This window comes from Robertmurraya sp., assembly GCF_036676585.1.
In the GTDB taxonomy this organism is placed as follows: Bacteria; Bacillota; Bacilli; order Bacillales; family Cytobacillaceae; genus Robertmurraya_A.
The window spans coordinates 140,303-152,255 of sequence record NZ_JAKFCQ010000164.1; the positions used below are offsets into that span (position 1 = coordinate 140,303).

Genomic DNA, 11,953 nt, shown 5'->3' on the forward strand with positions numbered 1-11,953 from the left:
TTGAAAGCGCTACCATAAAATTCCTCTTCTATTCTACAATTTTGGCAACCTTTACCACATGGTCAAGCGCTTCTAATTCTTTAATAACTGAATCGTCAATATTCTGGTCCACTTCAATCGTCATTAACGCAAGCATCCCTTTTTCTTTCCTTGACACTTCCATATGTCCGATATTTAGTTCGTGTGAAGCTAATATATTTGAAACACTAGCAATCGCACCGAAACGGTCATTATGAACGACTAAAATCGCTGGATGATGACCTGATAACCTTAGCTCAAAACCATTCAACTCAGTGATTTCGATTTTGCCACCGCCAATAGAGATCCCTACTAGCTCTAACTCTCCTTGATCGTCACCAATAAGTACTTTTGCTGTATTCGGGTGTTCTGGAATCGCTTCTTCTTCAATAAATGTGATTTCCATTCCGTTCGTTTGAGCGATAGAAATGGACCCAATAATTCGTTCATCAAATGTATCAAAGTCTAATAGTCCACCGATTATTGCTACATCTGTTCCATGTCCTTTATATGTTTGTGCAAAAGAGCCATAAAGAGAAATTTTCGCCCACTTTGGTTCACGGCCAAAAAGGCTTCTTGCTACTCTTCCAATTCGTGCTGCCCCTGCTGTATGTGAGCTGGAAGGACCAATCATTACAGGACCTATAATATCAAAAACACTTTTGTACTTCATCACTTTTCCCCCTTGTGGAGAATATCCTTTTTACACTTAATGGTTTCCCACATTGTATTATACATTATTGTATGAAAAAAACATTGTAGTTTCTTCTATTTCCACTATCTACAAAGTGGATTTTTTCAAATGAAAGGAAGCACAGCTTTGAGCCATGCTTCCATAATAATTATTCAACCGAGAAAATGAATGCATATAACGGTTGTTTTCCATCGTGGATTTCGATTTCAACATCACCGTAATTTGCTTCTACAAACTGGACAATTGCATCTACATCCGCATCTGTAGCATCTTCACCTTTTAAGATCGTCAAAATCTCTGAGTCTCCATCAAGAAGCTGATCTAGGAGTTTCGTTGCAGAGACAACTTTGTCTTTATCCTTAACAACGATTTTCCCCTCGGCAATTCCCATGAAGTCATCTTTTTCAATCTCAAGGCCATCGATACTGGTATCACGGACGGCATATGTAATTTGACCTGTTTTTACATTTTGTAAAGCTTCCGTCATGCCCTCTTTATTGCCTTCTAGTTCTGCACCTGGGTTAAAGGCAAGAAGAGCAGACATTCCTTGTGGAACAGTTTTAGAAGGGATAACAATCGCATCTTCCTCTGTTACTTCAGCTGCTTGTTCGGCTGCCATGATGATGTTTTTGTTATTCGGCAAAATAATCACTTTCTTTGCGTTCACTTCTTTAATTGCCTTAACGATATCCTCCGTGCTTGGATTCATCGTTTGTCCACCTTCAATAACAGCATGTGCCCCGATACTCTTAAACAATTCTGCAATCCCTGAGCCCATAGAAACGGTTACAATACCGTACTCTAGCTTTTCCTTCGGCTTTGCAGGAGCACTTGCTTTCTCATACGAATCGGATAACAAATTTGTATGTTGCTCACGCATATTTTCAATTTTTAAATTCACTAAGCTTCCATAGGTTTGTGCATACGTTAGCACATTTCCCGGATATTCTGCATGAATATGTACTTTTACCAGCTGATCATCAGATATAACCAAGAGAGAATCACCGTGCTGACTTAAATCTTGACGGAAAGTTTGCTCGCTAAATGGTTTAGAGTGGAGTTTCTCGTCGTCCAACTTGACCATAAATTCTGTACAATACCCAAACTCGATGTCTTCGGTGTTCATATGGCTTTGTACACTCTTGTGATGTTCTGCATTGACTAGATCATCCATTGAGGATGCTAGTGTAGGACCTTCAGGTAATTTTTCTCCCTTTAGTACAGCTAGGAAACCTTCATAAACAAACACAAGTCCTTGTCCGCCACTATCAACTACTCCTACTTCCTTTAAAACCGGTAGAAGATCAGGTGTACGCTTTAAGGATGCCTTTGCTTCTGCAACTACTGCCTCCATAATTGTAACAATATCATCTGATTTTTTCGCTGCTTCAACTGCTTTTTTCGCAGAGTCTTTTGCAACCGTTAAGATGGTTCCTTCCACAGGCTTCATAACCGCTTTATAAGCAGTAATCACTCCTGCATCAAGAGAAGCGGCAAATTCAAATGCATTGATGCTAGCTTTTGTTTCGATTGCTTTAGAAAAGCCTCGGAAAAGCTGGGATAAAATAACACCAGAGTTTCCTCTTGCACCCATCAACAATCCTTTGGAAAGCGCAATACCAACCTTTCCAATATGGTCTTGAACATTATTTCTTACTTCCTTTGCTCCAGAAGTCATCGATAAGTTCATATTTGTTCCAGTATCACCATCTGGAACGGGAAACACGTTCAGTGCATCCACATATTTTGCATTAGAGGACAAGTGATTCGCTCCTTGTAGCACCATTTCAGCGAAACGTTTTCCATCTAAAGATTTAATTGACACAAGTCTTTCCTCCTCACTAATGTTCGTCACTACGAACGCACTGCTCGAGGAAGCCTACGCTTCCTAAAGCAACGCATTTTACTTACGGGTTCGTGACGCGAACACCTTGAACGTAAATATTAACTGAGTCAACGGCAAGGCCAACTGTTTTGTCTAAGGTATATTTCACTTTTGATTGTACATTATGAGCAATCTCAGAAATTTTTGTACCATAGCTAACAATTATATACATATCAATATGTACTTCATCATTTTCCTGACGAACAATTACACCTCGAGTAAAGTTCTCTCTTCTTAATATTTCCGTAAGGCCATCTTTTAGTTGATGTTTTGAAGCCATTCCTACTATACCGTAGCAATCAACAGCTGCTCCTCCAGCGATTGTTGCAATTACTTCATTTGAGATATCAATTTGTCCGAAATTTGTTTTCAGTTCGATGGACATAAATGCTTCCCCCTTTGGAATTTGCTCCTTAACTACAGTCATTTTACTATATGGACTTCAAATTTAAAAGTCATATTCCCCGCACTTATAATAGAGCCTTAAGATTTTACCTATGTCAAGGAAATTTTCTTGAAACCTTTTGTTACAACTGTTGCATTCCGAATGGTTGTATGATAAATTATTAAAGTATCTTTTAATGCTTGAAAAACGGACAATCCGCTATTTTCACATTAAATAAAACTTGAAAGCAATTTTACATTGCATTTTAAAGATGAACAAATAATGCTTCACCTTTGATAGTAAGGAGGGAAATGTATATGCCACGTAAATGTGTTGTAACTGGTAAAGGAACTCGTTCAGGTAACGCACGTTCTCATGCTATGAACGCTAACAAGCGTACTTGGGGTGCTAACCTTCAAAAGGTACGTATTCTTGTAGACGGAAAGCCAAAGCGTGTTTGGGTTTCTGCAAGAGCACTTAAATCAGGTAAAGTTGAGCGCGTATAATGTGTAAAGAGTATCCATCTGGATGCTCTTTTTCATTTTCCTTTTAAAACTAGCCTTCCCATTAACCTTTAGAAATAGACTTTTAATTATTCACAAAAAAAATACACCGATGTGAATCTCTTACATCGGTGTACATTGGTTTTTAAGGTTGTCTTTCTTGAAAACGTGTTGCAAATACCACTTTGGTTTAGCCCTTTTTAAACGTACCCAGCATCGCGCGGACAATGCCGCCTAAGAATTTCGGCAATTTAATCGTGTAAAATCTCATAATGTCCCTCCTCACCATCTCACGCATGAACAAGTTTCAGAACTCTCATTATCATATTCAAAATATAAAGATAAGTACTCAATATAAGGAAGTTTAATCGCGACTCCTTATCACCATTAATATGCCTTCCGAAAAAGATATAGTACCAATATCAGAAATTAGTTCATTGCTAATACATAGTGTGGAGTGAATCGGAATATGACGAAGTGTTAATGGATACTTAAAACCCACAAGTGTTAAGCCCTCTACCTCGCCATGAAAAGGTATAAAAGAAATATATGCGTACTCATCATTTCTTTCTATTGTATGTGTGCCTGCTTGTATTAATGAAATGATATTTTGACAATCAATGATTTCAATTGGAACTGTTTCATGTAAAGCCGTTGGTTTGAAAAGCAGCTGTATATTTGCAAAGAAATGATCCAGCCTCCCACCCGTAGCACCAAAGATACGAATTTTTTCCGGAGCTTGTTTGATCGCCCATGAAATCGCAATTTCCATATCCGTTTCATCTTTTTCTGGTGGAAACGTAAGTAATTCTCCAACATGTTTGTTTATAAACGCTAGCTCTTCTTCCTCCACAGAATCAAAATCGCCAAAGGCTTTTTCAACAAAGATTCCTTCTTTTATTAGTGTTAGTACTCCACGATCCACACCAATCCATTCTCCACTATATGAATGAAGAGAAGGGATAAGTTCTAATGGACCACCTGCTAAAATATTGATCTCCATTTTGGATCCTCCTTGTAATAAGGAAAGGCTAGCTTCTAAAAAGCTAGCCAACATTCTTATCCTCTTATTTTTTCTATCGCTTTTTTTCTATCTCTTTCGTTATATATAGCCGATCCCGCCACAAGAACATTTGCACCAGCTTCTACACACTTCCTTGCCGTTTCCTCGTTCACGCCACCATCTACCTCGATTTCAACAGATAGCCCTTTTTTATCTACAAGTTCTTTTACTTGTCTAATTTTTGGCAGCACTTGCTCAATAAATTTCTGACCTCCAAAGCCAGGATTAACCGTCATTAAAAGGACCATATCAATATCATCAATCACATGTTCAATCGTTTGAACAGGGGTTGCAGGATTCAGTACAACCCCTGCTTTTACACCAAATGATTTAATATAGTGGATGGTCCGATGTAGATGCTTACAAGCTTCTACATGAACAGTAAGATAATCTGCTCCTGCATTAGCAAAGGCCTCAATATACTGATCCGGATTATCAATCATTAAATGTACATCAAGCGGAAGTTTCGTAATTGGTCGAATCGCTTCTACAATCAGGGGACCAATCGTAATATTGGGCACAAAATGACCATCCATGACATCTACATGGATATAGTCTGCTCCCCCTCGTTCTACATCTTTAATTTCTTCTCCCAGTTTTGAAAAATCAGCTGATAGTATGGAAGGTGCAATTTTCACCATAATTAATACCTCGGCTTTCTCTCTTTAATTTCTTGAGCAAAAAGCTCATAATGCTCATATCGATACTCAGGAAGCTCTTCCTTTGTTACCGCTTCTTTTACCGCACATTTTGGTTCTTTTAAGTGAAGACATCCTCGAAATTTACAGTCTTCACTTAACTTTTCAATATCAGGGAAGCAATAGTTTAAGTCCTCCACCTCTATATCCGTGAATTCTAGTGAACTAAAACCAGGAGTATCTGCGACTAACCCTTCCCCTATTTTTATTAATTCCACATGTCTCGTTGTATGCTTTCCTCGACCTAAATGGGAGGATATATCGTTTGTCTTTAATTCAAGATCAGGTCGAATCGCATTTAATAGCGATGACTTTCCTACACCTGACTGACCAGCAAACACGGATATGACTCCTTTTAAATGCGGAAGAAGTTGCTCTAACCCGTCCTCCGTTTCTGATGATGTTAAAATCACTTCATAACCCGCCTTCGTATATTGATCTCGGTAGGTTTCGATCTTTACTCTATCATCAGCACTCGTTAAATCCATTTTCGTGACACAAATAATAGGCTTGATTCGATTAAACTCAACTAAAACAAGAAAGCGGTCGAGCAATGAAGTACTAAAATCAGGCTCAACAGCGGAAAACACCAATATCGCCTGATCAACGTTAGATATCGGTGGTCTTACCAGTTCGTTTTTTCGATCCTTTACTTCTAAAATATATCCCTCAGATTCATTTTCAGCCTGAAAAACAACTTCATCACCTACAAGAGGGGTCACTTTATTTAAGCGAAATACCCCTCTTCCTCGGCACTGAATCACTTGATTATCATCTGAGAGAACATAATAGAACCCACTTAACGCTTTAATAATTTTGCCTTCTGGCATACATACACTCCTTTAACAGAATGTGAACTACTAGTTCCTATCCCTATTTTAATTTGTGGGGTATGGTACCGTTTGTTCATCGATAACATTACCGTCCCTTTGAACTCTGTATACGGCCTGTTCACCAGGAGCAATAATTAACTGTATGGTCCGAGTCTCAGTTTTTGTAATTTCAAAGGTTTGCACCGGTTCTGATGTATTGTGCTCCATATCCTCGATATAGATTTGGACAACTTGCGGAGTTCCTTCAACTAACGGCTCATAAGGGATAGTAATTTCCCTTGATACTTCTTTCGGAATCTCCTCTTTTCCTTTAGAAAGGACAACGGTTACTTTAGACCCTTTTTGTAAATCTGTACCTGCTGAAGGCTTTTGTGAAACAACTAACCCTTCCGCTACCGTATCGCTAAATTCGCCCTCACTGGCAATCTCAACATATAATCCAGAGGATTGTGCGTACTCTTGGATTCCTTTTTCATTATAACCAGAAAGATCCTTGAGCTTTATTAACTGCGGCCCCTTACTAACGGTAAATGCCAGTTCCGTTTCAGCCGGAATAATTTCTTCCCCGCTAGATGGATCTTGAGAGATGATTTGTCCCACTGGGGCAGAATCATCGTAAACTTCCGTTTTTGTAATGTCTTTAAAGCCCCTTGCTTCTAATAAATCAATCACATCATCATATTGACGTCCGGTATAATCTAACAATGTCCATTTCTCTTTGCCAATACTTAAATAAAGGTCCACTTCCTGCCCTTCTTTTACCGTCTTCCCTTCCTTAGGGTTTGTTTTTATGATGAGACCTTCCTCTACCTCTTCATCTGTAACTTCAATCGTTTCACCAATTTTCAAACCTTGCTCCTGAAGGACTTCCATTGCTTCATCTAACTCTTTTCCAGAAACATCAGGAACAAGCACATCTTTTGGTCCTAATAATTTAGGCAAAACAGTTACAGTTAAAACTGCCAGGATAACCAATGTGAGAAAAATAGATACGAGTACAATGGGCCATTTTCTCTTCTTTTTCTTCTTCTTTTTATCTCCGTCTTTGTCAGTTGTCTGTTGAAGAACAGGATGCTCTTTACTATGTACGAGTGTCTCATCAGAAGTTAGATACTGATCAGCGGTAATGACTGGAATTGCTTTTGTTGCATCATCATCTATCGGGAGCGCAAACTTCGGCTCGTCGATTCGATCAGGATCAAGTGCAGTTACTAGATCCATCTCCATATCTTCTACACTATCATATCGATGAAAAGGATCCTTTGCCGTTGCTTTTAAAACAATATTTTCCACACTTTGTGGAATTTTTGGATTCCATCTTCTTAACGAAGGTGTTTCCGATTGTAAATGTTTTAAAGCGATTGAGACGGCTGACTCACCAGAAAATGGCAATCTTCCCGTCAACAGTTCGAACATAACAATTCCAAGTGAATAAATATCCGATTTGCGGTTTGCCATTCCACCTCTTGCTTGTTCTGGAGATAAATAATGGACGGAGCCAAGCACCGAATTTGTTTGCGTAATACTTGTCGCACTCATTGCCATAGCAATGCCAAAATCAGTTATTTTCACATTTCCTTCACGATCAATTAAAATATTATGTGGTTTAATATCTCTATGAACAATGTGATTTTGATGGGCATGTGAAATAGCGGAGGTTAACTGCTTCATAATATTAATGGCATCCTCTACGTGTAACGATAGTTGCTGCTGTATGTATTGTTTGAGAGTTTGCCCCTCCACATACTCCATAACAATATAATAGATAGAATCTTCTTCACCAACATCGTATATACTAACAATATTCGGATGAGCCAAGCTAGTAGCTGATTGTGCTTCTCGGTGAAAGCGTCGAATAAATTCCTCGTCATTCGAAAAATCAAGTCTCAGTACCTTAACAGCCACGTCTCGATCTAAGATCATATCATGAGCAAGATAAACATTGGCCATTCCTCCGCCACCAATCATTTCAAGCACTTTGTAGCGACCGCTTAAACGCTTTCCGATTAGCATGTATCCCCACCCCAATCATCGCCAACGTCAAATTGTAAAATGACTAAGGTAATATTGTCCTCACCACCATGCTCGTTTGCAAGGTTGATGAGAGTGGTTGCCTTTTCCTCTAAATTTTCTGCATTTTTTAAAATACTAACCATTTCATCGGTCGATACTTTATTAGATAAACCATCAGAGCATAAAAGGAGGACATCTCCTTCTTCAAACATGATGGTGCGAATATCCATTTTTATATCTTGCTCCGTTCCAAGAGCACGTAAAATAACATTTTTACGTGGATGATGTTCTGCATCCTCTCTTGAAATTTGTCCCGTTCTAACAAGTTCATTCACAAGTGTATGATCCTCTGTTAACTGCTGAAAACCTGTATCATTTAAAATATAGCAGCGACTATCACCAATATTCAGGACAGTTGAAAATAATGGCGTAACAATGGCAGCAACAACTGTTGTTCCCATCCCTTCACACTCGGCGTGTTGTTGTGAATGCTGGAATACTACTTGATTGATATGAGGAATACTCCTTCTTAACCAGTCCTCTGCATGTGAGGCAGTCTCAATTCCACTTGAATCTTTCCACATCTCTTCTAAATGCTTGATGGCCATGGAACTGGCGACATCTCCTGCTCGATGTCCACCCATTCCATCTGCAACCACACATAGATGTTGCCCATCACGGTTGATAAAGATTCCCCCACTGTCCTCATTATGCTGGCGAATCCGACCTCGGTCCGTTTTAAATACCGCTTTCACCTATTGTCACCTCGTCTCTTCTTTTCGTTCCTTTGCACGAAGTTGTCCACATGCTGCATCAATATCATGACCGTGCTCTCTTCGAATCGTTACGTTTACTCCATGATTTTTTAACGTTTTTTCAAATGCAAAAATTTGATCTTTAGGTGTTCGAACGTAATCTCTTTCCGGCACATAGTTTACTGGAATTAAGTTTACGTGACATTTCACACCTTTAATGAGCTTCGCCAGCTCTTCGGCATGTTCAACCTGGTCATTAACTCCACCAAATAGCCCATATTCAAAGCTTACTCTTCTTCCTGTCTTCTCAATATAATAACGTACCGCATCCATTAAATCAGGGAGCTTATACGCACGGTTAATAGGCATTAAACGACTGCGGATCTCCGTATTTGGTGCATGAAGTGAAATAGCAAAATTGATTTGCATATTTTCATCGGCAAACTGATAGATCTTCGGGATAATTCCACTTGTTGATACCGTAATATGTCTAGCTCCAATATTCAATCCCTTATCATGGTTGATAATCTTCAAAAATGAGAGCATATCATTGTAATTATCAAATGGCTCTCCAATTCCCATAATAACGACTGAGCTTACTCTTTCATCTGTTTCATCTAATGCTTGCTGTACTTTTACTACTTGAGCGACGATTTCCCCTGCTTCCAGATTTCGTTTAAGTCCACCTAATGTTGACGCACAGAACGTACATCCGATTCGGCAGCCGACCTGTGTGGTTACACACACCGAATTACCATATTCATGTCTCATAAGGACCGTTTCAATGGAGTAACCATCGTGTAATTCAAATAAAAACTTAATCGTCCCGTCTGATGATTGCTGTTGAATAAGCGTATTTAATGTGGTTAGTGAATAATGCTTTTCTAACGTTTCACGTAAAGTTTTTGAAAGATTAGACATATCCTCAAAACTAGTCACTCTCTTTTTGTATAACCAATCAAAGATTTGCTCGGCACGAAATGCCTTTTCATTATGTTCTACTAACCATGCTTTTAAATCGTGTAATTCTATAGAGTAAATGGATGGTTTTTGCACGGATGTTTGTTCTTTTTCAATAGTTGTCTGTTCCATTTCTTTACACCTTCTTCCTTAAACTTGCAATATAAAATCCATCTGAACCAAAATCTTGAGGGAAAATCTGAAGCTGAAAGTCCGTCATAAGTGGCTGAATGGCCTTAGGCATCCTCTCAATAACAGAAAGGTCTCCTTCAAAATCTGTATGCTTTTGTAAAAACGCTGTCACTACCTCTTCATTTTCAGAGCGGTCGATTGTACATGTACTGTAGACTAACGTTCCACCTGGTTTTAACAGTGGAGTAACAGAATCTAATAACTGCAACTGAATACTCTGAAGACGATTTAAATCTTCTTCTTTTTTTGTGTATTTCATATCTGGCTTTCTTCTCATTACACCAAGACCAGAGCATGGGGCATCAAGCAAAATCCGATCGAACGCGCTACCCTCAAACTCTTCTTGTACTTTACGACTATCCATAGCTTTAGTTTCTATATTTGTCAGTCCAAGTCGGACAGCATTTTCATTAATCAACTTCACTTTATGCTCATGAAGATCTAATGAAATAACTTGTCCTGTATCTTCTAGCTTTTCAGCGATATGAGTCGACTTTCCACCAGGAGCTGCGCACGCATCTAAAATCGTTTCATTTTGTTCGATTCCTAATGCATATGCCACAAGCATGGAGCTTTCATCCTGAATCGTAATCAAGCCTTCTCTAAAGCTTTCCGAATGGGCAAGATTTCCTTTTAAGCATTTTATTGCTTCAGGAACAACCACACTTTCCTCGACTTGAAAGCCTTCTTCTGAAAGCCTTTTGATGCAAGCCTCTCTGGTGATTTTATTTGTATTAATACGTGCTGTTTGCATTGGTGCAGTTAAATTTATCTCACACATCTCTTTTGCTTTATTATACCCAAATTGCTCGATCCATCTTCTAACAAGCCAAGTAGGATGACTGGTTTCTATGGACAATCGCTCGACTTCATCCTTAATCTCATCCATATCTCTTATGCCTTCACGTTGCAAAGAGCGGAGAACACCATTAACCATCCCAGATATCCCTTTATGACCTCTCTTTTTAGCAATTTCCACTGCCTCATGAATGGCTGCACGGTCGGGTATTTTATCTAAATAAAGCATTTGATATAACGTCATACGCAGTAGCTGTTTCACCCAGTTTTCAAGCTTTTTTGGATTTTTAATAAATGGCTCTAAGAAATAATCAAGAGTCATTTTTCTTTGTAGCGTTCCGTATGTTAATTCCGTTAACAATCCAATATCCTTCGTTGCAATTTGATTCTTTTTAATCACATTGTTTAAAAGTAGATTGCTATATGATTGGTTTTTTTCGATTTGCTCCAGAATGGATACAACACTTTCTCGAACATTTGATTTTTCTGTCATTCGCTAACTCCTATACGATCTCCAACTTTTAAGAACGAACCTGCCCCACGCAAAAATTGATCGGCTGTCATTTTCTTTTTACCAGAAGGCTGGAGCTCAAGCACTTTAATCGCTGTATCATTTCCAGTTGCCACGACAAAACCATCTTCCTCAATCGCAATAATTTCTCCCGGATCTGCCTTTTTCACTGCCTTTACTTTCGTCGCCCACCAAAGTTTCAACACTGAATCTGAAAGGTGGGTGTATGCGACTGGCCATGGGTTCATACCCCTGATATGGTTGTAAATTTCTTCGCCTGTTTTAGACCAAACAATTTTCTCTTCCTCGCGCTTTATATTATACGCAAATGTTGCTTCCTTCTCATTTTGGGGAATCGATTCTAGCTCCCCCTTAATCAGTTTTGGCAATGTGTCTAACAATAACTTAGAGCCTGCCTCACTAAGCTTATCATGCAAAGAACCAACCGTATCTGTTTCTGTAATTTCTACTTCTACTTGCGTTAATATATCACCAGCATCAAGCTTTTCTGCCATATACATGATCGTTATTCCTGTTTTCTCTTTACCTTGAATGATGGAGTAATGGATGGGAGCCCCTCCACGCAATTCTGGTAACAGAGAGGCATGAACATTAATGCATCCGAGCGGTGGCGCTTCTAACAGC

General features: G+C 39.0%; 13 protein-coding genes. 1 reads left to right on the plus strand and 12 read right to left on the minus strand.

What is annotated here, in order from left to right; genetic code table 11:
- Positions 1–28 precede the first annotated feature (28 nt).
- The 3 genes from sdaAB to ACGLXV_RS21040 form a co-directional block, all read right to left on the minus strand.
- Entirely contained in the window at positions 29–691 is a 663-nt protein-coding gene (gene sdaAB / locus ACGLXV_RS21030) for an L-serine ammonia-lyase, iron-sulfur-dependent subunit beta (RefSeq protein WP_119707504.1), read from the minus strand.
- Between the two features lie 169 nt (positions 692–860).
- Complete coding sequence (locus tag ACGLXV_RS21035; RefSeq protein ID WP_391560183.1) at positions 861–2,537, minus strand: DAK2 domain-containing protein; 1,677 nt, start codon at positions 2,535–2,537, stop codon at positions 861–863.
- 82 nt (positions 2,538–2,619) lie between these two features.
- Entirely contained in the window at positions 2,620–2,982 is a 363-nt protein-coding gene (locus ACGLXV_RS21040) for an Asp23/Gls24 family envelope stress response protein (RefSeq protein WP_119707502.1), read from the minus strand.
- Between the two features lie 317 nt (positions 2,983–3,299).
- On the opposite strand from ACGLXV_RS21040, the gene rpmB reads away from it, so the two are divergent.
- Positions 3,300–3,488: a 50S ribosomal protein L28 gene (rpmB, locus tag ACGLXV_RS21045; RefSeq protein WP_066053137.1), complete on the plus strand. Its 189-nt coding sequence runs from the start codon at positions 3,300–3,302 to the stop codon at positions 3,486–3,488.
- Between the two features lie 187 nt (positions 3,489–3,675).
- Here the strand turns inward: rpmB and spoVM are convergent, their stop codons facing one another.
- The 9 genes from spoVM to fmt all read right to left on the minus strand — a co-directional run.
- On the minus strand, positions 3,676–3,756 hold the full coding sequence (gene spoVM / locus ACGLXV_RS21050; RefSeq protein WP_019381739.1) for a stage V sporulation protein SpoVM: 81 nt from the start codon (positions 3,754–3,756) through the stop codon (positions 3,676–3,678).
- A 93-nt stretch (positions 3,757–3,849) separates the two neighbouring features.
- Positions 3,850–4,488 carry a thiamine diphosphokinase gene (locus ACGLXV_RS21055; protein WP_391560184.1) on the minus strand — a complete coding sequence of 213 codons (639 nt, stop codon included), beginning with the start codon at positions 4,486–4,488 and terminating at the stop codon, positions 3,850–3,852.
- A gap of 56 nt (positions 4,489–4,544) precedes the next feature.
- The gene (rpe, locus tag ACGLXV_RS21060) at positions 4,545–5,189 is read right to left on the minus strand and encodes a ribulose-phosphate 3-epimerase (protein ID WP_119707501.1); all 645 of its coding nucleotides are present in this window, start codon (positions 5,187–5,189) and stop codon (positions 4,545–4,547) included.
- A gap of 2 nt (positions 5,190–5,191) precedes the next feature.
- Positions 5,192–6,076 carry a ribosome small subunit-dependent GTPase A gene (gene rsgA / locus ACGLXV_RS21065; RefSeq protein ID WP_119707500.1) on the minus strand — a complete coding sequence of 295 codons (885 nt, stop codon included), beginning with the start codon at positions 6,074–6,076 and terminating at the stop codon, positions 5,192–5,194.
- Positions 6,077–6,124: 48 nt separating this feature from the next.
- On the minus strand, positions 6,125–8,092 hold the full coding sequence (gene pknB / locus ACGLXV_RS21070) for a Stk1 family PASTA domain-containing Ser/Thr kinase (RefSeq protein ID WP_391560185.1): 1,968 nt from the start codon (positions 8,090–8,092) through the stop codon (positions 6,125–6,127).
- Positions 8,086–8,847 carry a Stp1/IreP family PP2C-type Ser/Thr phosphatase gene (locus tag ACGLXV_RS21075; RefSeq protein WP_119707498.1) on the minus strand — a complete coding sequence of 254 codons (762 nt, stop codon included), beginning with the start codon at positions 8,845–8,847 and terminating at the stop codon, positions 8,086–8,088. Before ACGLXV_RS21075 ends, pknB begins: the two co-directional genes overlap by 7 nt.
- Before the next feature lie 6 nt (positions 8,848–8,853).
- Positions 8,854–9,939: a dual-specificity RNA methyltransferase RlmN gene (rlmN, locus tag ACGLXV_RS21080; protein WP_119707497.1), complete on the minus strand. Its 1,086-nt coding sequence runs from the start codon at positions 9,937–9,939 to the stop codon at positions 8,854–8,856.
- 4 nt (positions 9,940–9,943) lie between these two features.
- Positions 9,944–11,290, minus strand: a complete 1,347-nt coding sequence (gene rsmB, locus ACGLXV_RS21085; RefSeq protein ID WP_391560186.1) for a 16S rRNA (cytosine(967)-C(5))-methyltransferase RsmB — start codon at positions 11,288–11,290, stop codon at positions 9,944–9,946.
- Positions 11,287–11,953, minus strand: a 667-nt coding sequence (gene fmt, locus ACGLXV_RS21090) for a methionyl-tRNA formyltransferase (protein WP_391560187.1), incomplete at its 5' end; no start/stop codon positions are given. The genes fmt and rsmB, both read right to left, overlap by 4 nt.

Bases quoted from the DNA above. Each gene is read 5' to 3' on its own strand.
- rpe (WP_119707501.1), bottom strand. From the start codon at position 5,189: ATGGTGAAAATTGCACCTTCCATACTATCAGCTGATTTTTCAAAACTG.
- rpmB (WP_066053137.1), top strand. From the start codon at position 3,300: ATGCCACGTAAATGTGTTGTAACTGGTAAAGGAACTCGTTCAGGTAAC.
- spoVM (WP_019381739.1), bottom strand. From the start codon at position 3,756: ATGAGATTTTACACGATTAAATTGCCGAAATTCTTAGGCGGCATTGTC.
- ACGLXV_RS21055 (WP_391560184.1), bottom strand. From the start codon at position 4,488: ATGGAGATCAATATTTTAGCAGGTGGTCCATTAGAACTTATCCCTTCT.
- pknB (WP_391560185.1), bottom strand. From the start codon at position 8,092: ATGCTAATCGGAAAGCGTTTAAGCGGTCGCTACAAAGTGCTTGAAATG.
- sdaAB (WP_119707504.1), bottom strand. From the start codon at position 691: ATGAAGTACAAAAGTGTTTTTGATATTATAGGTCCTGTAATGATTGGT.
- rsmB (WP_391560186.1), bottom strand. From the start codon at position 11,290: ATGACAGAAAAATCAAATGTTCGAGAAAGTGTTGTATCCATTCTGGAG.
- rsgA (WP_119707500.1), bottom strand. From the start codon at position 6,076: ATGCCAGAAGGCAAAATTATTAAAGCGTTAAGTGGGTTCTATTATGTT.
- rlmN (WP_119707497.1), bottom strand. From the start codon at position 9,939: ATGGAACAGACAACTATTGAAAAAGAACAAACATCCGTGCAAAAACCA.
- ACGLXV_RS21040 (WP_119707502.1), bottom strand. From the start codon at position 2,982: ATGTCCATCGAACTGAAAACAAATTTCGGACAAATTGATATCTCAAAT.